Source organism: Xanthomonas cucurbitae (genome assembly GCF_002939885.1).
GTDB classification, from domain to species: Bacteria; Pseudomonadota; Gammaproteobacteria; order Xanthomonadales; family Xanthomonadaceae; genus Xanthomonas; species Xanthomonas cucurbitae.
The window spans coordinates 1-23,879 of record NZ_MDED01000004.1 but is presented as its reverse complement, the minus strand read 5'-3'; the positions used below and the strand labels follow the sequence as shown (position 1 = coordinate 23,879).

General features: G+C 63.5%; 23 protein-coding genes. 9 read left to right on the top strand and 14 right to left on the bottom strand.

The genetic code is table 11. From position 1 onward, the window contains the following. Positions 1 to 17: 17 nt before the first annotated feature. From XcuCFBP2542_RS03540 to XcuCFBP2542_RS03500, 9 genes are all read right to left on the bottom strand, one after another. Entirely contained in the window at positions 18 to 2,312 is a 2,295-nt protein-coding gene (locus XcuCFBP2542_RS03540; RefSeq protein ID WP_104602246.1) for a methyltransferase domain-containing protein, read from the bottom strand. A 40-nt stretch (positions 2,313 to 2,352) separates the two neighbouring features. Continuing rightward, on the bottom strand, positions 2,353 to 3,639 hold the full coding sequence (locus tag XcuCFBP2542_RS03535; RefSeq protein WP_104602245.1) for an ABC transporter ATP-binding protein: 1,287 nt from the start codon (positions 3,637 to 3,639) through the stop codon (positions 2,353 to 2,355). Then, a complete protein-coding gene (locus tag XcuCFBP2542_RS03530; RefSeq protein WP_167526814.1) occupies positions 3,636 to 4,421 on the bottom strand; it encodes an ABC transporter permease in 786 nt (261 codons plus the stop codon). Before XcuCFBP2542_RS03530 ends, XcuCFBP2542_RS03535 begins: the two co-directional genes overlap by 4 nt. 92 nt (positions 4,422 to 4,513) lie before the next feature. Continuing rightward, positions 4,514 to 5,893 (bottom strand): glycosyltransferase family 4 protein, encoded by a 1,380-nt coding sequence (locus tag XcuCFBP2542_RS03525; RefSeq protein ID WP_104602243.1) that lies wholly within the window; start codon positions 5,891 to 5,893, stop codon positions 4,514 to 4,516. Further along, on the bottom strand, positions 5,890 to 7,089 hold the full coding sequence (locus XcuCFBP2542_RS03520; RefSeq protein WP_104602242.1) for a cystathionine gamma-synthase: 1,200 nt from the start codon (positions 7,087 to 7,089) through the stop codon (positions 5,890 to 5,892). Before XcuCFBP2542_RS03520 ends, XcuCFBP2542_RS03525 begins: the two co-directional genes overlap by 4 nt. Positions 7,090 to 7,179: 90 nt before the next feature. Beyond that, the gene (locus XcuCFBP2542_RS03515; protein WP_104602369.1) at positions 7,180 to 8,550 is read right to left on the bottom strand and encodes a pyridoxal-phosphate dependent enzyme; all 1,371 of its coding nucleotides are present in this window, start codon (positions 8,548 to 8,550) and stop codon (positions 7,180 to 7,182) included. Positions 8,551 to 8,787: 237 nt separating this feature from the next. Continuing rightward, positions 8,788 to 9,006: an HP1242/YdcH family protein gene (locus XcuCFBP2542_RS03510; protein ID WP_104602241.1), complete on the bottom strand. Its 219-nt coding sequence runs from the start codon at positions 9,004 to 9,006 to the stop codon at positions 8,788 to 8,790. A 342-nt stretch (positions 9,007 to 9,348) separates the two neighbouring features. Then, entirely contained in the window at positions 9,349 to 10,239 is an 891-nt protein-coding gene (locus XcuCFBP2542_RS03505) for an OmpA family protein (protein WP_104602240.1), read from the bottom strand. Beyond that, entirely contained in the window at positions 10,236 to 10,619 is a 384-nt protein-coding gene (locus tag XcuCFBP2542_RS03500; protein WP_104602239.1) for a DUF4398 domain-containing protein, read from the bottom strand. Before XcuCFBP2542_RS03500 ends, XcuCFBP2542_RS03505 begins: the two co-directional genes overlap by 4 nt. 98 nt (positions 10,620 to 10,717) lie before the next feature. Here XcuCFBP2542_RS03500 and XcuCFBP2542_RS03495 point away from each other — a divergent pair, with 98 nt between their 5' ends. Next, positions 10,718 to 11,851 carry a PilT/PilU family type 4a pilus ATPase gene (locus tag XcuCFBP2542_RS03495; RefSeq protein WP_104602238.1) on the top strand — a complete coding sequence of 378 codons (1,134 nt, stop codon included), beginning with the start codon at positions 10,718 to 10,720 and terminating at the stop codon, positions 11,849 to 11,851. A 269-nt stretch (positions 11,852 to 12,120) separates the two neighbouring features. Here XcuCFBP2542_RS03495 and maiA read toward each other — a convergent pair whose 3' ends face one another. Together maiA and XcuCFBP2542_RS03485 are read right to left on the bottom strand one after the other, a co-directional pair. Next, positions 12,121 to 12,783, bottom strand: a complete 663-nt coding sequence (gene maiA, locus XcuCFBP2542_RS03490) for a maleylacetoacetate isomerase (RefSeq protein WP_104602237.1) — start codon at positions 12,781 to 12,783, stop codon at positions 12,121 to 12,123. A 34-nt stretch (positions 12,784 to 12,817) separates the two neighbouring features. Beyond that, positions 12,818 to 13,807 carry a fumarylacetoacetate hydrolase family protein gene (locus tag XcuCFBP2542_RS03485; protein WP_104602236.1) on the bottom strand — a complete coding sequence of 330 codons (990 nt, stop codon included), beginning with the start codon at positions 13,805 to 13,807 and terminating at the stop codon, positions 12,818 to 12,820. Between the two features lie 377 nt (positions 13,808 to 14,184). Here XcuCFBP2542_RS03485 and XcuCFBP2542_RS03475 point away from each other — a divergent pair, with 377 nt between their 5' ends. The 3 genes from XcuCFBP2542_RS03475 (at position 14,185) to XcuCFBP2542_RS03465 (ending at position 16,605) form a co-directional block, all read left to right on the top strand. Then, the gene (locus tag XcuCFBP2542_RS03475) at positions 14,185 to 15,573 is read left to right on the top strand and encodes a DEAD/DEAH box helicase (RefSeq protein WP_104602235.1); all 1,389 of its coding nucleotides are present in this window, start codon (positions 14,185 to 14,187) and stop codon (positions 15,571 to 15,573) included. 150 nt (positions 15,574 to 15,723) lie between these two features. Continuing rightward, positions 15,724 to 16,077: a 6-carboxytetrahydropterin synthase QueD gene (queD, locus tag XcuCFBP2542_RS03470; RefSeq protein WP_104602234.1), complete on the top strand. Its 354-nt coding sequence runs from the start codon at positions 15,724 to 15,726 to the stop codon at positions 16,075 to 16,077. Between the two features lie 192 nt (positions 16,078 to 16,269). Beyond that, entirely contained in the window at positions 16,270 to 16,605 is a 336-nt protein-coding gene (locus tag XcuCFBP2542_RS03465) for a phasin family protein (RefSeq protein WP_104602233.1), read from the top strand. Positions 16,606 to 16,886: 281 nt separating this feature from the next. Here the strand turns inward: XcuCFBP2542_RS03465 and bioD are convergent, their stop codons facing one another. Continuing rightward, on the bottom strand, positions 16,887 to 17,561 hold the full coding sequence (gene bioD, locus XcuCFBP2542_RS03460) for a dethiobiotin synthase (RefSeq protein WP_104602232.1): 675 nt from the start codon (positions 17,559 to 17,561) through the stop codon (positions 16,887 to 16,889). A gap of 392 nt (positions 17,562 to 17,953) precedes the next feature. Here bioD and XcuCFBP2542_RS03450 point away from each other — a divergent pair, with 392 nt between their 5' ends. Beyond that, the gene (locus XcuCFBP2542_RS03450; protein ID WP_104602231.1) at positions 17,954 to 18,436 is read left to right on the top strand and encodes a GAF domain-containing protein; all 483 of its coding nucleotides are present in this window, start codon (positions 17,954 to 17,956) and stop codon (positions 18,434 to 18,436) included. Next, a complete protein-coding gene (locus tag XcuCFBP2542_RS03445; RefSeq protein ID WP_104602368.1) occupies positions 18,433 to 18,825 on the top strand; it encodes a TfoX/Sxy family protein in 393 nt (130 codons plus the stop codon). Before XcuCFBP2542_RS03450 ends, XcuCFBP2542_RS03445 begins: the two co-directional genes overlap by 4 nt. 60 nt (positions 18,826 to 18,885) lie before the next feature. On the opposite strand, the gene gph is transcribed toward XcuCFBP2542_RS03445, so the two are convergent. Both gph and dinB read right to left on the bottom strand, forming a co-directional pair. Next, positions 18,886 to 19,536: a phosphoglycolate phosphatase gene (gph, locus tag XcuCFBP2542_RS03440; RefSeq protein WP_104602367.1), complete on the bottom strand. Its 651-nt coding sequence runs from the start codon at positions 19,534 to 19,536 to the stop codon at positions 18,886 to 18,888. A gap of 123 nt (positions 19,537 to 19,659) precedes the next feature. Beyond that, positions 19,660 to 20,736 (bottom strand): DNA polymerase IV, encoded by a 1,077-nt coding sequence (dinB, locus tag XcuCFBP2542_RS03435; RefSeq protein WP_104602230.1) that lies wholly within the window; start codon positions 20,734 to 20,736, stop codon positions 19,660 to 19,662. 355 nt (positions 20,737 to 21,091) lie between these two features. Between dinB and fabA the strand changes: the two genes are divergently transcribed. From fabA to XcuCFBP2542_RS03420, 3 genes are all read left to right on the top strand, one after another. Continuing rightward, positions 21,092 to 21,607 carry a 3-hydroxyacyl-[acyl-carrier-protein] dehydratase FabA gene (fabA, locus tag XcuCFBP2542_RS03430; RefSeq protein ID WP_104602229.1) on the top strand — a complete coding sequence of 172 codons (516 nt, stop codon included), beginning with the start codon at positions 21,092 to 21,094 and terminating at the stop codon, positions 21,605 to 21,607. Beyond that, positions 21,607 to 22,815 carry a beta-ketoacyl-ACP synthase I gene (gene fabB, locus XcuCFBP2542_RS03425; protein WP_104602228.1) on the top strand — a complete coding sequence of 403 codons (1,209 nt, stop codon included), beginning with the start codon at positions 21,607 to 21,609 and terminating at the stop codon, positions 22,813 to 22,815. Before fabA ends, fabB begins: the two co-directional genes overlap by 1 nt. Before the next feature lie 456 nt (positions 22,816 to 23,271). Further along, the coding region (locus XcuCFBP2542_RS03420) for an ankyrin repeat domain-containing protein (protein WP_104602366.1) at positions 23,272 to 23,879 on the top strand (608 nt) is incomplete at its 3' end.

The following is a 23,879-nucleotide window of genomic DNA, read 5'->3' as shown; positions in this document are numbered from 1 at the left end:
CGTTGACTTCCTCTTGATTATTTACGTGACTTGCGGATACGACTACCCAGCTGATCGACTGCGGCAACACGCTTATCCATTGCAGCTTCTGCCGGAGTCGGCACCGAACCATCAGCGGTTACCACATCCTCCGGCTGAGGGACTCGCGCGTTACGGATAATCGCAGCATTGCCATCGCCACGTTTCAGTACCCGCGTGGTGAACAAACGAAGCGGCGCCGTAATCCTCCAGGACCGGCTTGCGTGAAGGCTGTCGATCTGTCCCTCCAGGACCTCCACCGCCAACTCGAGCTCGCGAATGTGCTCTCGTGCTGCAGTAGTGACCTGCATGCTCCTGGAAAGATCGGTTTGCAGCTCCTTCAATCGATTTCTATCCTGCTCACTCGAGTTCTCGAGCTGGGAAATTCGTTGCTGCTGTGCGGCAACCCGACCCTGCAAGGCGGCGTTGGTGGCATCTTGCTGCTCAACCACACGTTGGATGCGCAGCGCATCAGTCCTCGCAGCGTCGCGCTCTTCGGTCAGCCGCGCAACATCGACGGCCAATAACTCGGACAACTCACGCGCACGCTGGCGCTCTTCAAGCTCTTGCTCAAGCTCTGCGATCCTAGCTGAAAGTACAGCCTTGTCAGATTTCAGCTCGGAAGCGCGCGCGGCCGACGCTTCGCTCTCACGGCTAGATGCAATCGCTTGAGCCTCGAGTCCTTTGGCCCAAGCTGCCAGTTTCTCGCTATCCTCCTCAAGTCGCTGGCACCTGCTTTCGGAAGCGGCAATTTGTTGTTCAAGCAACTGGATGCGCCCATGTTCCTTAGATGCGTTCTCACGAAAATGCTCGATCGCCGCGCCACGTGCGGCAAGCTCTACCCGATGATGCTCCGTTTCGGTATGCACCGCGCTCAGCCGCGCGTTGTAAACAAGTAGCGCGTTATGCAGACGTTGGTAAATCGATGCCCACTCGGGAAGCGGGGCCGGCGCGGTATCGGCTTGTTCGAGACACTGCTGCAGCAGGGCGAACGTCAACTGGGAATGATTCTGCCCAAATAGCGCTACGAACGCATTGCAGTAGCGGGCGGGAAGTGTGGTGAAATCCAGCGCAGGCTCACGGCTCGGGCTGGACGGAACAACCCGACGTTCAACAATTTCCTTGACCGTGATTAGGAAGGAAAACAGCAGATCCTCAAGCCAAGAGCAATCCGCGGCGTTGATCGAAATCGCGCCGTAATCGATCAGTAAAGCACGCATTTCCGACGTGATGAGGATATTCCAGCAGCGCACGTCGTTGTGATACAACCCGGCGCGCTCAAGCAACACAAGCTGCTCAAGAATCTGCGCGATTATCTCATCGGCGCCATAGACCGAACCATCGTCGATCGCCTGAGAAAGAAGCCGCCCATCCATCATGGACCTGGCAAGAAACAAATCCCTGGAATCGTTCAGCGACGCGATCAGGCGCGGAGCCGGATAACCGGGTGCTGGATTGCTTAGGAACTCCACTTCATTGACGAATTCGCGCAAGTTGATCTCTGCGCGATCTTCAACGCCTAGCGTCATTCTTTTTACGAAAACCTGTGCCCCGAAATAATAACGACGCGATTGCAGGTGCGTGCCCCGCCCATGCGCATGCGAGTCGGCTGTCCAGGACGTGAAATCGCCGATGATTCCGTCCACATACCAGAGCCGGCTGCTCGCGAAATAGAGCGGCCTTGATACCGCTGAAAGGTGGGTCTCCTGCCGCGAAAGCAGGCGCAAGAACGCATAACTGGATAGGATCTCGGCAGGATCCTGCGGTAAGGATGGCGCCCAGTAAAGCGGCTCCTCATGCAAGGCGAGTTCAAACAATCCCGCAGCGGTCTTTTCCGAAAGCTTGCGACACAGCTCCGATACGCTCAGGATGCCTCGGGCGTGTACGAGATGATGGAAGACACTGAGCCCGAGGACTAGGTCGTACCGACCCGGTTCAAGCCTATCTATCACGTCCTCGACCGTACCGTGCTCAAAGCTCGCTGCAAACGAAGGATTCTCGGCGGCCAGCGCTTTGCACACATTTACATTGAGATCGAGAAAGTCCACTCCGTGCACCGTGTGGCCATCGGCCGCCAGGTTCAGTGAGAAGAAGCCCTGCGCGCAGCCAAGATCCAGGACGCGTAGCGGACGCCCGAGCGCAGCCTGAAGGCGCTGTGCACACTCGCGAATCAACAATAACCTATCCTCGCAACCACGCGAGCTCCCATCGGACAGCTCAGGATGCCCGAAAATCGGCTGATACTTCTCGGGCAGGGCTGCCACAACAGCACCCATACTCAATGACTCGGTCATGACTGTTCGCTCTTTGAATTGATATGAAATTCCGCCGCCGTCATGACAAGGCCTCAACGATCTCGAAATCGGCCTTCAGGTCCATCATTCCCCAAAATTGCATCCCTCTGGCCACGTTCAGCAGGATGGCATCGTATCGCCGATCCAGTGGCGTCAATTCCACGAGAGGGTCACCACTGGAAATGCCGAGCGAGACCAGATAGTTCGCTTCATTGAGGTCGAGAGGCATGTTGAACTTGCAGACGATTACCTGCCCCGCTTTTACCGAAATCCCTGCCCGCCCTCCACTGGAAAGAAAGGAGTTGGTGCCATAGAGGAATAGACCCTCGAGGGTTTTAATCAAAAACCCTGGAACTACACTGTCAAAATCCTGATCGAAGGCGATCTTGACGTAAAATGCCGTCCTGGTACCGCTCTCTACGCGAGCAGGAAATTCCTCCCCGCCGCTGACGACAACATAATCGAGAATTCGCGCTCCGCCCTGCCCCCAACGGTGCTCGCCCGCATTGTAGTTGGGACGTGTATGGAAGATATCCTCATTACCAGCCTGCATCTGGCCTGGTGCATCATCGGCCTGTGCTTGAAGCGATGCAGGCTTCTTGCCGAACAATTCGTCCAGATAAAGGTTCGAGACCTCACGCGAGGGCCCATCGGCATGAACGCTACCGTCCTTGATCAAAATGGCACGATCACAGTGTTTGACAACATCTCCGACCGCGTGACTGACCAGGATGAGCGTCATACCCTCGTCCTTGTAAGACTGGATTCGCTTGAAGCACTTCGCCTGAAAATACGCGTCACCCACTGACAAGGCTTCGTCGACGATGAGTATATCGGGCCGGAATGCGGTGGCCACCGCAAATGCGACGCGCACCTGCATGCCGCTTGAGTAGGTGCGCACCGGCTCATCGAAATATTCTCCGATCTCGGCGAACTCCTGTATCTCGGGCAACACCTCGTCGATTTGCTCCAGCGTGTAGCCCATCAGCCCGGCCGAATGTTTGGCATTCTCGCGGCCACTCAGGTCCGGATTGAAGCCCATGCCGAGTTCAAGAATTGCGGCAATACGGCCGTACCGGACAATTCGCCCTTCGGTGGGTTGCGAAGTGCCAGTGATCAACTTGAGCAACGTGCTCTTTCCAGCGCCATTGCGCCCCATGATCCCGATCGACTCACCCGGAGCGACTGAAAACCCGACATCCCGCAGGACCCAATGCTCTTCTCGCGGCTTGACCTTCACGCCTAACCAGCTGGCAGCGCGTAGCCACTCGCTACCCCAGACACGGTAAGACTTTCCCAGCCCTTCAACCATCAGTACCGGGCTCATAGGGCATCCACCATTTCGGCACTTGCGCGGCGGAAGATGACCAACGAAAGGGCGGACATTACGACAGTCGCCAGCATGAGAGGGACAAGCTCAATCCATGCCGGGGAACGTCCATAAAGAAGGACTCCCTGGTATGCACTGACGAGCGGGAACAGCGGGTTGAGCTTGAACAGTTCCTGGGTCTGCGCGGGTAGGATGTCAATGGTGTAAACGATAGGCGTCACCCAGAACATCGCCTGCAGAACAACCGGCACAACCTGACCAATGTCGCGCACAAACACATTGAAGACCCCAAGCAGCAATCCTATTGACATGGCAAATGCCAACGTCAACAACATCAGTAGCGGGAGCCACCCTGTCTGCAGCCCCAAAGTATGACCCAAAATGGCAAAAACGACGATGATCGCCAAAAACAGCAGCAAGTTGTTGACCATGACGGTACCGCCTGCAATGAGCGGGAGGCAGATGCGAGGAAATGCCTGCTTCTTCATGAGATTGCCGTTGTCGACGAACAATGAAGCACATTTCCCAATACATTCGGCAAACATGCTCCAGCAAAGAGTTCCAGCCATCAGGTAAAGCGCGTAGGCAAACTTGTTGTTGACGCCTGGCAGCTTCGCGGCCAGCACCTCGGAAAGAATCGTCGCAAAGATCAGCACCTGCATGAGCGGGTGGATGATCATCCACAATGCGCCGAGTTTGCTGCGCAGGAAGCGTAGACGCAGGTCATTCCTGATCGACGACAGGATGAAGTATCGGAAGGCCCATACGGACCGGATCATGTCCAACGTTGCTACCTCTGAAAGTTTTCACTACTTTGGTGAAGCGGAGTAACCAGATCGCTACATCACAGGGTCGACAAAACCAGTCACCGTCAGTGCGTTGACGCGACCACCTTCGCAGCCCTTGCCAGCAGGTGCTCCGCTACGCTTGGGGGAGCAAGCCTTGCGCAGATATCGTCCCTGGCTGCTTCGCCCAGCCGCCGCGCCTGTAACGGGTCGTCCGCAAGCCGACGCATCGCAGCTGCGGCAGAGTCGATGCGCGGCTCTGCCCAGCGCGCGCCATCCGACTCCGGATATCGGCCCGCAACCGGCACCAGGTCGTAGTCTACGAGGCAGGAGTTGCTGTCCGTCATGAACTCCATGTTGCCCGACCAGCCCGTTGCAATGACCGGCCTTCCGAGTGACATGCACTCGGCAAGCCCCAACCCGAAGCCCTCGGCCCGATGCAGCGATACATACACGTCACAGCATCGCTGCAGCGCGCGCACATGCATCCTGTCGATCACCTCGTCCCGCAGCAGTATCCGCTTGTCAGCCGCGACCAGGCTCAGGAGTTCCGCCATCTGTTCGGGGTACATGTGCCCATTGCTTGACTTCACGACCAGACGCACATCGTCGCGATCGTCGGGAAACGCATGCCTGAATGCATTGACCACGGCCTGGGGATTTTTCCTGGTCACGAAGGAATGGAAATCGAAAGTGAAAAGAAAGACGAAGGCCTCCGGCTCCAGCCCAAAGTCCCGCCGCTGCAATCCACTATCACGCTGGTCGGAGAGTGGCAGCGGAAGACGCATGATCGGCTTGTCAGTAACATCGCGAAATGCGTCCTCGATGAACCTTGAGGCCACCATAATCTCGTCCACCAGCGTAATGGCGCTCAGCCAACTGGACGGGATTACTTCGAGTTCCCAGAACCAGCAGGCGATGATGTAATGCCCTTCCATGCGAGCCCGACCGACTTTTTCAAAGGCAGCGTCGAGATAGTCTGGATTGACGAAGACGATTGTGACCTTGTGCGGCATGTGCTGGTCGATGAAGCCATCCAGGCTCCGATCCTCCCAGGAGTGCGGCAGTCCCAGGTCTAGGTCGTATAGCGACACTGGAACACCTGCGTTAATGAGCGCACGCGCGTACATTCTTGCGCTCTCCGCCAGCCCGAATTCGCCACGGATGTAGCCAAGAATGTTGATCCCAACCGACGTTAGGCGTGTATCAGCGACATCACCCGTATTCGGCACGGATATCTCGGCCCTTTCCAGGCTGAGTTCCCAGGCATCGGTCCGCTGAAACTGTGTTTGAACCACGGAGCGCGCGGACAGGGCCGAAAACACGCGATCACGCAGGTTGCGCGGAAACACGCGGTAAACAGGTCGCAACCAAGGCTGTCGAAGCACCCATGACTGCAGACGAAGACCTGCAAGTCCGCTCCGCCAGGAAGCGAACAAATTCCGCCGCTGCGGCGACGCCGTCATGAAGAACTAGACGCCTCAAGCGCCCGCTCCAAATCCCCCTTTAAATCCCCCAAATCCTCAATCCCCACACTCAACCGCACCAGCGCATCGCTGATACCAAGCTGTTCGCGGCGAGCCACCGGGATGGAGGCGTGCGTCATGACGGCCGGATGATTCACCAGGCTTTCCACGCCGCCGAGCGATTCGGCCAGGGTGAACAGTTCGGTCTTTTCGCAAAAACGCTTGGCTGCGTCGAAGCCGCCCTTGAGGACGATGGAGACGATGCCGCCGAAACCGGACATCTGGCTTTTCGCAAGCGCGTGCTGCGGGTGCGAGGCCAGGCCGGGGTAGATCACCTTTTCGATCGCGGGGTGGGTTTCCAGCCACTGTGCCAGCGCCAGGGCGTTGTCGCAGTGCGCGCGCATGCGTAGCGGCAAGGTTTTCAATCCGCGTAGCGCGAGGAAGCTGTCGAACGGGCCCTGCACGCCGCCGATGGAGTTCTGCAGGAACGCCAGTTGCTCGGCCAGTTCAGCGTTGTCGCCGACCACGGCGATGCCGCCCACCATGTCCGAGTGACCATTGAGATACTTGGTGGCCGAATGCACGACGATGTCGGCGCCCAGCTCCAGCGGGCGCTGCAGCATCGGCGAGGCGAAGGTGTTGTCCACCACGACCAGCAAGCCATGCTTGCGCGCGATCGCGGCAATGGCGGCGATATCGACCAGCTTAAGCATCGGATTGGTCGGCGTCTCGATCCACACCATCTTGGTGTTCGGGCCGATGGCCGCTTCGAAGGCCGCCGGGTCGGTCAGGTCGACGAAGCTGAAATCCAGGCCGGCAGTGCGGCGGCGCACGCGCTCGAACAGGCGGAAGGTTCCACCATACAGGTCGTCCATCGCCACCACGTGGCTGCCGGCATCCAGCAACTCCATCACGGTGGAGGTGGCGGCCATGCCGGAGGCGAACGCAAATGCACGCGTGCCGCCTTCCAGCGCGGCCACGCAGCGCTCATAGGCGAAGCGCGTGGGGTTGTGGGTGCGCGAATACTCGAAGCCCTGATGCTCGCCCGGGCTGGATTGCGCATACGTGGACGTGGCGTAGATCGGCGGCATCACCGCGCCGGTACTGGGGTCCGGCGACTGCCCTCCATGGATCGCCAGCGTGGCGAGCGACAGCGCGCGCGCGCCGTCATGGCTGTGAGTGGTGCGGTTGGACATGGAGGTTCCCAAAAAAGTGCGCAATTGTAACAAGCAGGTCTGAACGGCCCGCGCCGCGCGCCTCGACGCGGCGCGCGGCTGTGCAGGGCGTCACTGCACGCGGCGACGCAGGTAGTTGAGCAGGTCGATGCGGGTAATCAGGCCAAGGAACTGCTTGCCGTCCATGACGATGGCGACCTGGCCGCGGTCGAACACCGGCAGCAGCGCCTCGATCGGCGAAGCCACGTCCAGGCGATCGAGCTTGCTGACCATGGCGGTAGAGATGGGATCGCGAAAGCGCGCCTCATCGCCATACACATGCAGCAGCACGTCGCTTTCGTCGACGATGCCGACCAGCTCGCCGTCATCGATCACCGGCAACTGGGAGACGTCGTACAGCTTCATGCGCTGGTAGGCGGTGGTCAGCAGGTCCTTCGGGCCAACCACCACGGTGTCGCGCTTGTTGTACGGGCGCAGGATCAGGTCGCGCAGGTCGCCGTGCTGCGGGCGCTCCAGGAAGCCGTTGTCCAGCATCCAGTAGTCGTTGTACATCTTGGACAGGTACTTGTTGCCGGTATCGCAGACGAACACCAGCACGCGCTTGGGCGTGGTCTGCTCGCGGCAGTACTTCAGCGCGGCAGCCAGCAAGGTGCCGGTGGACGAGCCGCCGAGGATGCCCTCCTTGGCCAGCAGCTCGCGCGCGATGTGGAAGCTCTCCGCGTCGCTGATCGAATAGGCCTTCTTGACCCGGGAGAAGTCGGAGATGTCCGGCAGGAAATCCTCGCCGATGCCTTCGACCAGCCAGCTGCCGGACTTTTCGCTGACCGTGCCCTCTTCGATGTACTGGGTGAGGATCGAGCCGACCGGGTCGGCCAGCACCAGTTCGGTGTGCGGCGAGGCGCTGGCGAAGGCGCGCGACAGGCCGGTCATGGTGCCGGAGCTGCCGCAACCGAACACGATCGCATCCAGCTGACCGTCCATCTGCGCCAGGATCTCCGGGCCGGTGCCGAATTCGTGCGCGGCCGGGTTGTCCGGGTTGCCGAACTGGTTGATGAAGTAGGCCCCCGGGGTCTCGGCGGCAATCCTGGCGGCCAGGTCCTGGTAGTACTCCGGGTGGCCCTTGGCCACATCCGAACGGGTCAGCACCACCTGCGCGCCCATGGCCTTGAGATTGAAGATCTTCTCGCGGCTCATCTTGTCCGGCACCACCAGGATCAACCGGTAGCCCTTCTGCTGCGCCACCAGTGCCAGGCCCAGGCCGGTATTGCCGGCAGTGCCCTCCACCAGGGTGGCACCGGGCTCGAGGTCGCCGCGCCGTTCGGCCGCTTCGATCATCGACAGGCCGATACGGTCCTTGATCGATCCGCCGGGATTGTTCGCCTCCAGCTTGAGGAACAGTTCGCAGACGCCGGTGTCCAGGCGCTGGGCCTTGACGATCGGCGTGTTGCCAATCAGTTCGAGTACGGAGGAATACATCGCCATCGGGATATCGTCGCTGCGCCGCATGGGCTAGGTCGATCATTATCCGACGAACCGGCGGGGAATGCTCATTCAGACACAAAGCACCCCGGTCCGACCTGAACGAACGGGCTCGACCATGGCGCACAGCCCGCCACGCTGGCGTCCCGGCCTCGCACATAAAAGACGCGGGCGGTGGCAAGCCGACGAGGAGGCCGCCACCGCCCGCGACGGTGAACCTGTTCTAACGGTGGGGAAGGATCAGTGGGTCAGCTGGTCGTACATCCGGGTGAGCTTTTCTTTGGCCTGCAACTTCTCGCGTTTCATCTGGCCCAAGGTGACGTCGTCGATCGGGAGCACCCCGAGTTCGGCATCCATGCATTTCTTGTTCAATAGCTTGTGGCGTTGGTAGAGCTGCTTGAACGTGGGATCGGACTTCATCAATGCATCGATTTCGGTCTGCGGCTGCCCTTCGAACATGGCGTTACCTCCTTCACTTAAAACAAGAACGCCCCGGCCGACAACGGCACGGGGCGCCACTTGGGAATGGAAGACCGACGCAGTGCAAAGGCCGACACACGGGCGAAACCACCACCAGCCATTTCACCCATCTGCGTCGTTGCGTGCCTCTGCGTCACTGGCCCGGCCCTCCGTACTGCCCGGGCGGCGGAGTTGCTGCCCGGGGATACGACCCTACCCCGGTCGCGGGAGCGGTTCAAGACCGGAACGACCGCTTTTGGCATTCCTCGGCCGATTCGGCGACCGCGGTTCAACCGGCCGTCATGCCCGGGTTAAAAGGCCTTAACTTCCAACCACTTGGCATCAGGGTGCGACAACGACCTCGGCGGCGCGGGTCTTGCTGGCAGCCCCCTTGCTCCCGCTGACCTGCAACCGTGCGGTTGCCACGCCGGCAGCCACCAAGGCATCGCGCAGCGCTTCGGCACGCTTCTTGGCCGTGGCCGCATCGCTATCGAAGCCGACGATGCTGACCCGGCCCTTCTTGCCGATGTTCAGGTATTCGGCCAGGGCCTTGACCTGCCCGGCCGCATCGCCGGACAAGGCCGCCTTGCCGCCGAAGGAACCACTGCCCAGCGAGAACACCTCGCCACGGCTGTCGAACCTGGCGGGCGGCAACTTGGCGCCGGCCACCAGTTCGGCCTCCTCGTGCGCCAGCTGCACGGCCTTCTGCTGGGCGGCGTTGAGCTTGGCGGTCTGTTTGCCGGCCACGCTGGTCAAGGCCAGCTCGGCATCCTGGCGGGCCAGGGTCTCCTGCTCGGCCGCCTGGCGCATGCGCTCGGCCTCTTCGGTCTGGATCTGCGCCTGCACGCGCAGGCGCTCGGCCTCCTGACGCGCTCGCGCCGCGTCGCGGCGGCTGGCTTCGATCAGCAGATCGTTGCGGGTGCCTTCCAGCCGGTCCAGCTCGCGCCGGGCCAGCGCGGTACGCGCGGTCAATTCAGCGATCTCGACCCGACGGTCGGCCAGGAACAGCAGTTCGTCGCGGTCGCGGCGCTTGGCCTCGGCCAGCGCGGCCACGGTCTGCTGCGCCTGCAGGCGCTCGTAGCGGGCCAGGTCGCCGGTCTGCGGATCGCTCTGCAGCACGGCCAGGCGCCGGTTCAGCGCATCGGCCTGCGGGTCGTCCTTGGCCGCAACGGCCAGCGGCGGCAGCGTCGCCAGGCTCAACACACCCAGGTACAGCAAGGGACGCAGGTTCATCGGGCGCCCTCCCCGGTGTTGAGGGTGTTCTGCAGCTGCGCCACTTCCTTGCGGCGTTGCTCCAGCTGGGCGCTGACCACCGCTTCCTCGCTGCGGGCCTTGGCCAGATCGGCGTCGGCGGCGGCACGCAAGGCGATCTGCGGCACCTGCTTGCGCTGGCGCTTGTCCAGTTGTGCTTGCTGGGCCTGCATCAGTTCCTGGCGGGCCAGGGTGACCAGATCCGGGGCGTATTGGTCGGCATCGGCCTGGGTGGCGCGCTGCACGGCCTGTTCGGCGGCGGTGAGCTCCGGAGCCACCTGGGCGGCGACCGGAGAGGAAAGAACCATGAAACAGGCGATGCCGTACAGGGATCGCCGCAAGTATGCGAAGCTAGCCGTCATTAGGGGAGCCGTAGCGAGAAGTCTCGAGCACGGCTATTGTCGGAAGCCAGCAGCGGACTTGCAACGAGACGCTGCTGTTTGTTGGGGAACCATTGCGCATGGATATCGGCTACTTCCTGAAGCTGATGACCGAGAAGAATGCCTCGGACATGTTCTTGACCACCGGCGCGCCGGTGTACATCAAGATCGAAGGCAAGCTCTACCCGCTCGGCAATACCGGGTTGCCGCCGGGGATGGTCAAGAAAATCGCTTACTCATTGATGGACGAAGGCCAGGTGCCGCAGTTCGAGCGCGAGCTGGAACTCAACATGGCCATCGCCCTGCCCGATGCCGGCCGCTTCCGCGTGAACGTGTTCAAGCAACGCGGCGAGGTGGGCATGGTGATCCGTGCCATCCGCAGCCGGATCCCGAGCATCGCGGAGCTCAACCTGCCGCAGGTGCTCAAGGACGTCATCATGACCCCGCGCGGGCTGGTGCTGGTGGTGGGTTCGACCGGGTCGGGCAAGTCCACCTCGCTGGCTTCGATGATCGACCACCGCAACAGCACCACCACCGGGCACATCCTCACCATCGAGGACCCTATCGAATACCTGCACAAGCACAAGCTGTCGATCGTGAATCAGCGCGAGGTGGGGCTGGACACGCATGCCTTCCAGAGCGCGCTGAAGAACGCGATGCGCGAGGCGCCGGACGTGATCCTGATCGGCGAGATCCTGGATGCCGAGACCATGGAGGCGGCCATTGCGTTCGCCGAGACCGGCCACCTGTGCCTGGCCACGCTGCACTCCAACAATGCCGACCAGACCATCGAGCGCATCCTCAACTTCTTCCCGGAAAGTGCGCACAAGAACGTGCTGATGAACCTGGCGCTGAACCTGCGCGCGGTGGTGTCGCAGCGCCTGGTCAAGGGCACGGATGGACGTCGCCGGCCGGCGACCGAGGTGCTGCTCAACACGCCGATGATCCGCGACCTGCTACGCCGCGGCCAGGTGCACGAGGTCAAGGCGGCGATGGAAGAGTCGCTGGAAGAAGGCATGCAGACCTTCGACCAGTGCCTGTTCCGGATGGTCAAGTCGGGCGAGATCGAGCAGGAGGAAGCGCTGCGCGCGGCCGATTCGCGCGATGGCCTGGCGCTGAAGTTCCGCCTGTCCGAAGGCGGCTCCGGCGAACACGACCCCTATGCCGACTACGAGGCGGCATCGGCCCCGAAGATCAGTCACGGGTTCATCTGATCGGTTTGGCGGCGAAGATCGGTGATCTTGCGGCGCTTGGGGTCACTGGCTGTTGATGGTCCAGGGCGGACCTGTGGGACAAGCGCCCCTCATCCGGCGCTGCGCGCCACCTTCTCCCGCAAGCGGGAGAAGGAAGATCAGAGGCATGCCGCATTGGCATTTTCCCAACTTACGGGAGAAGTGAAGATCAGAGGCGTGGCGCACTGCCCTTCTCCCGTACCACGGGAGAAGGTGCCCGAAGGGCGGATGAGGGGCCGCAACCTCTGCTCTCACGCCACCGCGTCAGCCTGCAGTTCCGGCCGCGCCGCATCGAACGCCGGCAACGCCAGGCAAGCCTGCTCAATGCGTTGCAAGGTCGGGTACGGCGCCAGATCGACATCGAACCGGTGCGCGTTGTAGAGCTGCGGAATCAACACGCAATCGGCCAGCCCCGGGGTGTCGCCATGGCAGAAGCGCCCGGTGTGCGCATCGCGCGCCAGCTGGGCTTCCAGTGCGGCGAACCCGCACTGCATCCAGTGCCGGGTCCAGTGCAGGCGCTGCGCGGCGTCCTGCGCGAACTCGCGCTCCAGCAGTTGCATGACGCGCAGATTATTGAGCGGATGCACGTCGCAGGCGATGAGTTGGGCCAATGCGCGCACGCGGGCGCGCTCGGCCGGCGCAGATGGCAGCAGCGCGGCGGTGCCTGCGAACGCCTCTTCCAGATACTCCAGAATCGCCAGCGACTGCGCGATCACCACGCTGCCATGGCGTAGCGTGGGCACCAGCTCCTGCGGATTGAGCTGCGCATAGGCCGGCGCATGCTGCTCACCGCCGTCGCGCACCAGATGCACCGGGTGGATGACATGGTCCAGCGCCTTCAACTGCAGCCCGATGCGCACGCGATAGGCCGCACTGGAGCGCCAGTACGAAAACAGCTCCAGGACCGTGTTCATGGGTGGCCGCCGCCCGCAGCCGCAGCCGCCCGCGTCACGGTAGCGGCTGCCGTTCGATGCGCTGCTCGATCGCGCCGAAGAGGCTGCTGCCATCGGCGGCGAACATCTCGATCCGCACCTCGTCGCCGAAGGACATGAACGGCGTACTCGGCTTGCCGTCGCGCAAGGTTTCCACCACGCGCTGTTCGGCGAAACACGAGGCGCCCAGCGTGGTGTCCTGATTGGCGATGGTGCCCGAGCCGACGATGGTGCCGGCCGACAACGGCCGGGTCTTGGCGGCATGCGCCACCAGCTGGGCAAAGTCGAACTGCATGTCGTTGCCGGCCTCCGGCGCCCCGAACCAGGCGCCGTTGATATGCGTCACCAGCGGCAGATGCACCTTGTTGCCGCGCCAGGCATCGCCCAGCTCGTCGGGGGTGACGAACACCGGCGACAGGGCCGAGCGCGGTTTGGACTGCACGAAGCCAAAGCCCTTGGCGAGCTCGGCCGGAATCAGGTTGCGCAGGGAGACATCGTTGACCAGGCCGATCAGCTGGATATGCCCGGCCGCCTGCGCGGTCGAGGCGCCCATCGGCACATCGTCGGTGATGACCACCAGCTCGGCTTCCAGGTCGATGCCGTGGTCTTCGCTGACGACCTTGATGGCATCGCGCGGGCCATAGAATCCGGCGCTGGTGGCCTGGTACATCAGCGGGTCGGTGTAGAAGCTCTCCGGCACCTCGGCATTGCGGGCGCGGCGCACGCGCTCCACATGCGGCAGATAGGCACTGCCATCGACGAACTCGTAGGCGCGCGGCAGCGGCGCGGCCAGCGCCTGCGGGTCCAGGTCGAAGACGCCATCGGCACTGCCGTCTTCGAGCGCGTTGGACAGGGCATTCAGGCGCGGCGCGATGTTGCTCCAGTCTTCCAGCGCACGCTGCAGGGTGGGCGCGATGCCGGTGGCACGCACGGCCTTGCCCAGGTCGCGGGAGACCACGATCAGGCTGCCGTCGCGGCCGCCTTCCTTCAGGGAACCTAGCTTCATGATCTTCCTGTGCAGTAGCGGATCAGCCGATTGTACGACCTGTTGCAACACCCGTTACAGCTGAAACAACTGACTCGCACCCCAACCGCGAAACGGAACTTTTGTGCAGCGCGCCAATCGCGCGTACACTGGCCGGGTCTGCATGCGGCCGTCCGTTTCCCTTTGGGACCGCCGGCGAGGCCAGGATCGATCGACCCGCTCGCCCGCCCCACCCGACGCCTTTCGTGGTGCCGACAAACCCATCGCTCCTTGATCGGGTTGTTCCACCATCTCGCAGCGCGGTTCACGGGAACGCTCCGAGCCTCACCTTTTTGCATCTGCACTGCGTTTGCGCTCCGGGCCCGGCCTGGTGGCAGCGCTTTACTTGGAGCTTCCTGATGTCGTTTGAATCCCTGGGCCTGGCGCCCTTCCTGCTGCGCGCGTTGGCCGAGCAGGGCTATGAAACCCCCACCCCGATCCAGCAGCAGGCGATTCCGCTGGTGCTGGAAGGTCACGACCTGCTGGCCGGCGCACAGACCGGCACCGGCAAGACCGCCGCGTTCGGCCTGCCGCTGCTGCAGCACCTGGGCACCTCGCCGCAGCCGGTCAATGGCCCGCGCAAGCCGCGCGCGCTGATCCTGACCCCCACCCGCGAGCTGGCCACCCAGGTGCACGACAGCCTGCGCGGCTACAGCAAGTACCTGCGCATTCCCAGCGCGGTGATCTACGGCGGCGTGGGCATGGGCAACCAGCTCGATGCGCTGCGTCGTGGCGTGGACCTGCTGATCGCCTGCCCGGGCCGCCTGATCGACCATATCGAGCGCCGCAGCGTGGACCTGTCCGGCATCGAAGTGCTGATCCTGGACGAAGCCGACCGCATGCTCGACATGGGCTTTTTGCCGTCGATCAAGCGCATCCTGACCAAGCTGCCGCGGCAGAACCGCCAGACCCTGCTGTTCTCGGCGACCTTTGAAGAGAACATCAAGCAGCTGGCGCTGGAGTTCATGCGCAACCCGATGCAGATCCAGGTCACCCCAAGCAACACCGTGGCCGAGAGCATCACCCACCGCGTGCACCCGGTCGATGGCGCGCGCAAGCGCGACCTGCTGCTGCACCTGCTGGCGCAGGACAGCCGCGAGCAGACCCTGGTGTTTGCGCGCACCAAGCACGGCAGCGACAAGCTGGCGCTGTTCCTGGAAAAGTCCGGCATCAAGACCGCAGCGATCCACGGCAACAAGAGCCAGGGCCAGCGCATGCGTGCGCTGAGCGACTTCAAGGCCGGCCGCGTGACCGTGCTGGTGGCCACCGACATCGCCGCGCGCGGCATCGATATCGACCAGTTGCCCAAGGTCATCAACTACGACCTGCCGATGGTGGCCGAAGACTACGTGCACCGCATCGGCCGCACCGGCCGTAACGGCTCCACCGGCGAGGCGATCTCGCTGGTGGCGCAGGACGAAGCCAAGCTGCTGCGCCAGATCGTGCGCATGCTGGGCCGCGACGTGGAGATCCGCGACGTGCCGGGCTACGAGCCGCAGACCCCGATCCGCTGGGGCAATAGCGCGCCGGGCCGTGCCGAACAGCCGGGTGGCGACCGCGCACCGCGCAAGAGCCATGCCCGTCGTCCGCATGGCGATGCACCGCGCCAGGCGCACGCGCATGCCGGCCCGAAGAAGCCGGGTGGGCAGCGCGGCAACGGCCAGCGCCAGGCCAATGCCGGCGCAGGTGCCGGCCGGCGCGATGGTGGGCGTGGCGGCAACGGCCGTCCGGCCAACCGCGGCGCCTGAGCGTTGAGCGTCGGTTGACCACATCGGTTAACCAGCAAGGGCCGCGATGCGGCCCTTGTCCTGTTTGCCGCCGCCTGCCCAGGCCGTTGCGTGATCCGGCGTCGGGCCGGCACCCACCCTTCCTTACCTACTGCTTGCCGAATCATCCTCATGGATATCTTCAAAGTCTTTACGCTCGAAGCCGCCCACCGGCTACCCAACGTGCCGCCCGGCCATAAATGCGCGCGCCTGCATGGGCATTCGTTCCGGGTCGAGCTGCATGTCAGCGGCGAACCGGGGGCGGACACCGGCTGGATCATGGATTTTGGCGATATCAAGGCGGCCTTCCAGCCGATCTACGACCGCCTGGACCACCACTACCTCAATGACATCGAGGGGCTGGAGAATCCGACCAGCGAGCAGTTGGCAATCTGGATCTGGAACCAGCTCAAGCCCGCGCTGCCACAACTGAGCGAGATCGTGGTGCACGAGACCTGCACCTCCGGCTGCCGCTATCGCGGCTGATTTCTTGCGCAGCTGCACCATCCGAAGCCGCCGACCAGGCGGCTTCGTCGTTTTCGAGTTACTTGCAACTCACTGAATCAGAAGCGATTTTTTCGGTGTTTGGGAATATTTCAGAAAACTTGTTGCATCGCAGCAATCCTTGCGTATGCTTCAACGCAACACACGATCACGGCCTTCCCCAAGGGGTTCGCAATGTCGGCGCAGTTCGAAAACAGCTTCACCGGTCAGTTCGCCGCTGCCGCAGCACGTGCCAACCAGTTGGCATTGGACACGCTGGAGCAGAACGTCAACGCGACCACCCGCTTCTTCGGTGAATTCGCGCAGGCGCGCAATCTGGGTGCCTACCAGACGCTCTGGCCCAAGGGCCTGCAACTGGCCCGCGACAACCTGGAACGGCTGGCATCGGCGAACCAGGAAGTGGTCGGGATGGGGTTGAAGATGTCCAGCGAACTTGGGCAATTTGCCCGGCAGCAGTTCGAAACCGGCAGTGACCAGGCCGGCGCAGCAGGCAAGACCCGGCGCAAGTAACGGCCAACAACATTCAGCGTCTTTGCATGGGTCCCTCCCCCCATGCAATCCGGCCCGACAGATCCCTCCCTCTGTCGGGCTTTTTTATGGATTGCCGTCGGGCATCTTCGATGCCCGGGCATGTGGTGTGAGGATGCAGTGGGGGCATGCAGGCGGCCGCAATGCGCGTACCCCAGCCGGCCGCACGGCAACGACGGCGCAACGTCCAGTTGCCGAAAGCGCACGCGACGCGGTCAGGCACCGCACCGGTCACAGCGACATGTCGCGATGACTGCCGCAGGCTAGGCCGGCAGCTGCAGGCCTTGCGCCTGGCTGGCGGCATCGGCACCGGGTCGCCAGCGGATCCGCCCCCAACACGGCATTGCCAGCCGCTGGCCGAGCATGGCGATGTTCTCTTCAACCCGCTCCATCTGCGGATCCACCTCGTTGGCGATCCAGCCGACGCAGTCCAGCCCGTCGGCGGCGATGGCGGCGGCGCTCAAGCGCGCGTGGTTGATGCAGCCCAGCCGTACACCCACCACCAGCACCACCGGCAACTGCAGCGCACGCACCAGATCGGCCTGATCCAGATCCGCGCTCAGCGGCGCGGCCCAGCCGCCGACGCCTTCGACCACCACCATCTGCGCCTGCGCGCGCAGCTGCGCGAACGCGTGGGCGATCGGCGCCAGCGACAGGGTCACGCCGACATCTGCGGCTGCCAATTCCGGCGCCAGTGGCGCAGGCAAGGCGTAGGGATTGAGCGTGGCGTACTCCGGCTGCGGATCGCTGGCCGCCTGCAGCGCCAGCGCGTCCTCGTTGCGCCACCCCTGCAGCGTGCGCGCACAGCCGCTGGCGACTGGCTTCATGCCCACTGCGGTGTGGCCGCGTGCGCGCAAGGCATGCAGCACCGCGGTGCTGGCCATGGTCTTGCCGATACCGGTGTCGGTGCCGGTGACGTAGAACGCCGGGTACTGCATGCGCCTGATCCTGCGGCCGCGCCGCCATTGCCGTGAGGGCGCGCAGCATAACGCGGGTCTGGGCGGCGGAATCGGGAATCGGGAATCGGGAATCGGGAATCGGGAATCGGGATTCGGGATTCGGGATTCGGGATTCGGGATTCGGGAGGCGGGATTCGGGATTCGGGATTCGGGATTCGGGATTCGGGATTCGGGAGGCGGGAGGCGGGAGGCGGGAGGCGGGAGGCGGGAGGCGGGAGGCGGATCTGGATCTGGATCTGGATCTGGATCGTCAGCCTTTGACATGCTTGCCCGGGTGGCGATGCCGCTGGAAAACAGTGTCCGCCGCTGCCGCGCAGAGCCAGCGCCACCGTCGCAACGCCGCGGCAGACCGCCGCTGCTAGACTTCGCGCATGTTCGCTACCTCATCGCTGACCGGCAGCAAGCCGGAACAATACGCCCAGCTCACCGCCCAGGCCCAGGCCCTGGTGCACGGCGAGCAGGACCGGATCGCCAATGCCGCCAACCTGGCCGCACTGATCTTCAACTCGCTTCCCGCACTCAACTGGGCCGGCTTCTACCTCTACGACGGCCGCGAGCTGGTGGTGGGGCCGTTCCAAGGCCTGCCGGCATGCGTGCGCATTCCGCTGGACAAGGGTGTTTGCGGCGCAGCCGCCACTACCCGACAGACCCAGCGTATTGCCGACGTGGACGCATTCCCGGGGCATATCGCCTGCGATTCGGCCTCGCGCTCAGAACTGGTGATTCCCTTGGTCAAGGGCGATGCGTTGATCGGCGTGCTGGATCTGGACAGTCCGCACCTAGACCGATTCGATGCAGACGACCAGCGCGGCCTGGAAGCGATTGCGCAGGTCTTCGTCGGCGCATTGACGTGACCACCGAGCGGCTGCGCAACATCGGCCCCAAGAGCGCGGCCTGGCTGCGCCAGGTCGGCTTGCGCACGCAGCAGGATCTGCAGGCGGTGGGTGCGGTGGGCGCCTTCGTCAAGGTGCGCCGTGCCGGATTCAAGCCCAGCCTCAACCTGCTGTATTCGCTAGAAGGGGCACTGGCGGACTGCCATTGGCAAGAGGTTCCCGAAGCGCGCCGACATGCCTTGCTGGCCGAATATGAAGCCGCCAGCGCACTGCTGCCGGTGCGCGGCCGCGCGGTCGGTGGGCCGGTGGAGACCGTGCACTACGCGCGTACCGACAACGACGGCCTGCACGACGCTGCAGGCGACCTGCGCGATGACGATACGGGGATGGACACCGCGCGCGGCGACTGAACGCGAGTGGGCTGGTGCGGCTGGCAAGTTGCATTGCGATCGAGATGTGCCGGCAGTGCGTCAGCGCAGCGCCAGCAGCTCGCGCATGTCATCGACGATGGCCACCGCACCGGAGGTCTGCGGATCGAAGCCGCGCAGATAGCCGTAACGCACCATCGCCAACGGCATGCCGGCGGCATTTGCCGCTGCCGCATCGGTGCCCGAATCACCGACCATCAGGCAGTGCTGCGGGGGGAGCTGGAACTGCCAGGCCAGGTGCAGCAGCGGTGCCGGGTCGGGCTTGCGTTGCGGCAGGGAATCGCCGCCGAGCACGGCACTGAACAGCGCGGCGATGCCCAGGTGCTCCAGCAAGGGAGCGATGAAGCGCGAGGGCTTGTTGGTGCACAGCGCCAACGTTGCACCGGCATCGCGCAGGCCGTGCACTGCCTCCCCAACGCCGGGATACAACTGCGGGTTGTGCAGCAGGCTGGCGGCGTAGTGCCGCATCATCACCGGCATCTCCACCGCAGCATCATGGGTGCCGCCGGCTTCGCGCAATGCCGTGGCCAGCAACACCTGCACACCTTCGCCGATCCAGCTGCGGATGGTGGATTGGCTGAACTGCTGCAGCCCCAATTCCTGCAAGGTGGCGTTGAGCGCCTCACCGATGTCGGGCGCGCTGTCTACCAGGGTGCCGTCCAGATCGAAGATCACCAGCGGATACGCAAACATGCACATGGCCTCGTACAGGGAACATGTCAGTGTACGCAGTGCCGGATTCACGCCATGTCGGTGCATGCGCGTCCTTGTCCGCTCGTACACTGATGCAACGCCTGCATGGCAGCGCTCACTGCCCTACGCCTGCGGCACCTCGCCAAACAATTGCCCCTGCACCGCGCCTTCTTCGGCAGCACTGAAACCACCCAATCCAACGCCGACCAGGCGGTAACGCGTCTCGGCCGGCAGCTCCACGCGCCGTGTCAGCGCCAAGGCGATCTGCGCCAGTGCGTCCAGTGAGGCAGGCGGCTGCTCCGGCGTGTGCGAGCGCGTGAGGATGCGAAAATGCGAGGTCTTCAACTTCAGCACCACTGTACGCCCGATGCGTTCGGTGCGACGTGTGGCCAGCCAGGTCTTCTCGGCCAGGCGCAGGATGTGCAGGTCGAGTGCATCGAGGGCAAGGTCTTCGCTGAAGGTGTCTTCCGAAGACACCGACTGCACTTCCTGGTCCGGCTCCACCGGGCGTTCGTCGATGCCGCGCGCGCGACGGTACAGACTGTGACCGAAACTACCGAACTGCGCCTGCAATTCTTCCAACGGACGCTGGCGCAGATCGGCGACGGTGACGATGCCCAGCGCTGCCAGCTTGGCATCCATCACCTTGCCCACGCCGGGAATGCGGTTGACCTTGAGCGGAAGCAGGAAGGCGTCCACCCGACTGGGGGCGATGACGAACTGACCATCGGGCTTGCGCCAGTCCGAAGCGATCTTGGCCAGGAACTTGTTCGGCGCGATGCCGGCCGAGGCGGTGAGCCGGGTTTCCTCGCGGATCTGGCGGCGGATCAGCTGCGCGATCTCGGTGGCCAGCTGCATGCCGGTCTTGGCTTGCGTGACATCCAGATATGCCTCGTCCAGCGACAAGGGCTCGACCAGATCCGTGTGCCGATGAAAGATCTCGCGCACCTGCCGCGACACCGCCTTGTAGCGCGCAAAATCCGGCGGCACGAACACTGCATCCGGGCACAGCCGCTCGGCGCGCAGGGCCGGCATGGCCGAGCGGATGCCGAAGGTACGCGCTTCGTAGGATGCCGCGCACACCACCGAACGCGCGCCGCGCCAGGCCACCACCACCGGCTTGCCGCGCAGGCCTGGATCGTCACGCTGTTCGACGGACGCATAGAACGCATCCATGTCCACATGCACGATCTTGCGCATCAAGCTGGGGTCTCTCCACTGGGAGTGGCTCATGATAGAGCAGCGGCATCTCACACCTTGAGCACGGGCGTCGCACGCGCATGACGGCCAGGCCGCTGCCAAGCGGACACGACCGCCGCCGGCCGCGCTTGCGCAGCTGCCCTATGGGCCCTGCGACCGGCTAACCCCAGTGTGGCGAGGTGGCACCGCCTGGCCCGCTCCGGATCCCGTCCAGGCGCCGGTGTCGCGGCAGTGCGCACCAGGCCAATGACTGAAAACAGCACGCCTGCGTACGGATAAAACGTTTGATTGAACCGCGCGGCCTCATGCACCCTTGCCGGCCTCGACTCTCGCTCCTTGCAGGACACTGTTCGTCATGACTCGTCAAAGTGCGTATTCGCGCGACCAATTGCTGGCCAGCGCGCGTGGGGAATTGTTTGGACCCGACAGCGGCCGGTTGCCGAATGACCCGATGTTGATGTTCGACCGCATCACCGAGATCAACGACACCGGTGGCACGCATGGCAAGGGCGTGATCCGTGCCGAACTGGACGTGCGTCCGGACCTGTGGTTCTTCGGCTGCCACTTCATCGGCGACCCGGTGATGCCCGGCTGCCTGGGCCTGGACGCGATGTGGCAGCTGACCGGCTTTTTCCTGACCTGGCTCGGCGCCTCCGGCCGTGGCCGCGCGCTGGGCTGCGGCGAAGTCAAGTTCACCGGACAGGTGCTGCCCACCGCCTCCCTGGTGACCTACGAGATCGATGTCAGCCGCGTCATCAACCGCAAGCTGGTGATGGCGCAGACCGATGCACGCATGCTGGTGGATGGGCGCGAGATCTACACCGCCAAGGACCTGCGCGTGGGCATGTTCACTTCCACGGAGAGCTTCTGATGCGTCGCGTTGTCGTTACCGGAATGGGCATCAATTCGTGTCTGGGCAATGACCTGGACACCGTCTCCACCGCACTGCGCGAGAGCCGTTCCGGCATCACCGCCCTGCCCGATCATGCCCAGGCCGGCCTGCGCAGCCAGGTTGGCGGCGCCGTGGCGCTAGACCTGGAGGCGTTGATCGACCGCAAGCTCAAACGCTTCATGGGCGATGCCTCGGCGTATGCGTATCTGGCCATGCGCGATGCGATCGCCGATGCCGGCCTGAGCGCCGACCAGGTCAGCAACGTGCGCACCGGCGTGATTGCCGGTTCCGGCGGCGGCTCCAGCCAATGGCAGGTGGAAACCGCCGATCTGCTGCGCGCGCGTGGTGTGCGCAAGGTGGGCCCCTACATGGTGCCGCGCACGATGTGCTCGGCGGTGTCCGCCTCGCTGGCCACCGCGTTCAAGATCCGCGGCCTGAGCTACTCGCTCTCGGCGGCCTGCGCGACCTCGGCGCATTGCATCGGTGCGGCCGCCGATCTGATCCGCCACGGCGCGCAGGACGTGATGTTCGCCGGTGCCGGCGAAGAACTGCACTGGACCATGAGCGTGATGTTCGATGCGATGGGCGCACTGTCCACCGGCTTCAACGACCGCCCCACGGTGGCCTCGCGCCCCTACGATGCGCAGCGCGACGGATTCGTCATCGGCAGTGGCGGCGGCATGTTGGTGCTGGAGGATTACGACCACGCCGTTGCGCGTGGCGCACGCATCCATGCCGAGTTGATCGGCTACGGCGTGACCTCCGATGGCGCGGACATGGTCGCGCCCAGCGGCGAAGGCGCGGTGCGCTGCATGCGCATGGCCATGCAAGCCCTGGATCGCCCGATCGATTACCTCAACACCCATGGCACCTCCACGCCGCTGGGTGACGTCACCGAACTGGGCGCCGTGCGCGAGGTATTCGGCGACCACGTGCCGCCGCTGTCCTCGACCAAGGCGCTATCGGGTCACTCGCTGGGGTCGGCCAGCGTGCACGAGGCGATCTACTGCCTGCTCATGCTGCGCGACGGCTTCATGGCCGGTTCGGCGCATATCGACGAACTCGATCCGCGTGCCGAAGGCTTCCCCATCCTGCGGCAGACGCAGGACGCGCGCTTGAACACGGTGATGTCCAACAGCTTCGGCTTTGGCGGCACCAATGGCACGCTGGTATTCGGCCGGGTGTGAGGACCGAAGCGGATGCTGGGCAAGCACCTGTTTGCATGCCCGACACTGCCTATCGATCGCGCTCGCGCTTGACGTCGACGCTGGCAACGGCCGACGGTTTTCAGCGTCGACCCTCTCCAGCGATGCCCTGTTGTCCTGACCAACGACCTGCGTGAGCCGCCCCTGGCGGCGGGCAGGATGCATCCCTCGCCGTGGCAAGTACAACGCTGCTACGGGCGAGGAGATCATGAGCAGGCTCACGCGACCGTCGTTGCGCGTGATCTATGACTTCGTCATCCCCACGGTGGAAACGTCCCGTCTCACCTTGCGAGAAGTGCGGGTAGGAGCGCGATCTCGGCGGGATTGACACACGCCATGCCGCGCGCTTTGCACAGGCCGCTTGCCAGGTCTAGGCTAAGGCCATCTTCGGCCGGCAGAGAAGCGTTGGTCGCCTTCACCGCTTCATAAGGATGCACCGTGTCCAGGTTGCTACGACTCCTCGTTCTGTCGTTGTCATTGGTCTGCGCCAGCTGCGGCGGCGTGTCGTTGCCTGCGCCTGCGCAGCAGTCGGCGTACCCGCTGCGCGCGTATTTTCCCGATCCCAAGGCACAGGCGCTGGCGCTGGCCGCCGAACATGGCAACGTCGAGGAAGTGCGCCGGTTGATGAAAGAGGAGCATGTCGATCCCGATGTGACCTTCTCTACTGAGGGAGAGCCACTACTGATGTGGCCGATCCTCACGCAGAAACCTCAAGGCCTACGTGCAATGCTAGAAAACGGAGCCAACCCAAATGCACGCAAGCCAGATCAAATTGTTAAAACATACAAGGACGGGAGCGTAGGCCGCTATTTTAGAAGTGATAATGCAATGGTATGGGCTGCCAAGCAGGATGATCCGATCTACTTGAAGCTGCTTCTGGACCATGGCGGCGATCCGAACACGAGAAATGCAAACGACGAAACGTTGCTTTTGCAAGCATTCCTTACTCAAAACAAATGGGAGAGCGTGAAGCTGCTGGTGGAGCGGGGGGCGGATGTAAATGCCAAGAGTCAGGGTGTTCCTATCCTTTTCAATTATGCTGCTCG

What these genes read in the sequence shown, in the direction of transcription:
- XcuCFBP2542_RS03485 (WP_104602236.1), bottom strand. Translation starts at nt 13,807, where the DNA reads ATGAAGCTAGGTTCCCTGAAGGAAGGCGGCCGCGACGGCAGCCTGATC.
- bioD (WP_104602232.1), bottom strand. Translation starts at nt 17,561, where the DNA reads ATGCAGTACCCGGCGTTCTACGTCACCGGCACCGACACCGGTATCGGC.
- XcuCFBP2542_RS03535 (WP_104602245.1), bottom strand. Translation starts at nt 3,639, where the DNA reads ATGAGCCCGGTACTGATGGTTGAAGGGCTGGGAAAGTCTTACCGTGTC.
- gph (WP_104602367.1), bottom strand. Translation starts at nt 19,536, where the DNA reads ATGTTTGCGTATCCGCTGGTGATCTTCGATCTGGACGGCACCCTGGTA.
- XcuCFBP2542_RS03525 (WP_104602243.1), bottom strand. Translation starts at nt 5,893, where the DNA reads ATGACGGCGTCGCCGCAGCGGCGGAATTTGTTCGCTTCCTGGCGGAGC.
- XcuCFBP2542_RS03540 (WP_104602246.1), bottom strand. Translation starts at nt 2,312, where the DNA reads ATGACCGAGTCATTGAGTATGGGTGCTGTTGTGGCAGCCCTGCCCGAG.
- XcuCFBP2542_RS03475 (WP_104602235.1), top strand. Translation starts at nt 14,185, where the DNA reads ATGTCGTTTGAATCCCTGGGCCTGGCGCCCTTCCTGCTGCGCGCGTTG.
- XcuCFBP2542_RS03515 (WP_104602369.1), bottom strand. Translation starts at nt 8,550, where the DNA reads ATGGCGATGTATTCCTCCGTACTCGAACTGATTGGCAACACGCCGATC.
- XcuCFBP2542_RS03505 (WP_104602240.1), bottom strand. Translation starts at nt 10,239, where the DNA reads ATGAACCTGCGTCCCTTGCTGTACCTGGGTGTGTTGAGCCTGGCGACG.
- queD (WP_104602234.1), top strand. Translation starts at nt 15,724, where the DNA reads ATGGATATCTTCAAAGTCTTTACGCTCGAAGCCGCCCACCGGCTACCC.
- fabB (WP_104602228.1), top strand. Translation starts at nt 21,607, where the DNA reads ATGCGTCGCGTTGTCGTTACCGGAATGGGCATCAATTCGTGTCTGGGC.
- XcuCFBP2542_RS03510 (WP_104602241.1), bottom strand. Translation starts at nt 9,006, where the DNA reads ATGTTCGAAGGGCAGCCGCAGACCGAAATCGATGCATTGATGAAGTCC.
- XcuCFBP2542_RS03465 (WP_104602233.1), top strand. Translation starts at nt 16,270, where the DNA reads ATGTCGGCGCAGTTCGAAAACAGCTTCACCGGTCAGTTCGCCGCTGCC.
- XcuCFBP2542_RS03530 (WP_167526814.1), bottom strand. Translation starts at nt 4,421, where the DNA reads ATGATCCGGTCCGTATGGGCCTTCCGATACTTCATCCTGTCGTCGATC.
- XcuCFBP2542_RS03450 (WP_104602231.1), top strand. Translation starts at nt 17,954, where the DNA reads ATGTTCGCTACCTCATCGCTGACCGGCAGCAAGCCGGAACAATACGCC.
- dinB (WP_104602230.1), bottom strand. Translation starts at nt 20,736, where the DNA reads ATGCGCAAGATCGTGCATGTGGACATGGATGCGTTCTATGCGTCCGTC.
- fabA (WP_104602229.1), top strand. Translation starts at nt 21,092, where the DNA reads ATGACTCGTCAAAGTGCGTATTCGCGCGACCAATTGCTGGCCAGCGCG.
- XcuCFBP2542_RS03520 (WP_104602242.1), bottom strand. Translation starts at nt 7,089, where the DNA reads ATGTCCAACCGCACCACTCACAGCCATGACGGCGCGCGCGCGCTGTCG.
- maiA (WP_104602237.1), bottom strand. Translation starts at nt 12,783, where the DNA reads ATGAACACGGTCCTGGAGCTGTTTTCGTACTGGCGCTCCAGTGCGGCC.
- XcuCFBP2542_RS03495 (WP_104602238.1), top strand. Translation starts at nt 10,718, where the DNA reads ATGGATATCGGCTACTTCCTGAAGCTGATGACCGAGAAGAATGCCTCG.
- XcuCFBP2542_RS03500 (WP_104602239.1), bottom strand. Translation starts at nt 10,619, where the DNA reads ATGACGGCTAGCTTCGCATACTTGCGGCGATCCCTGTACGGCATCGCC.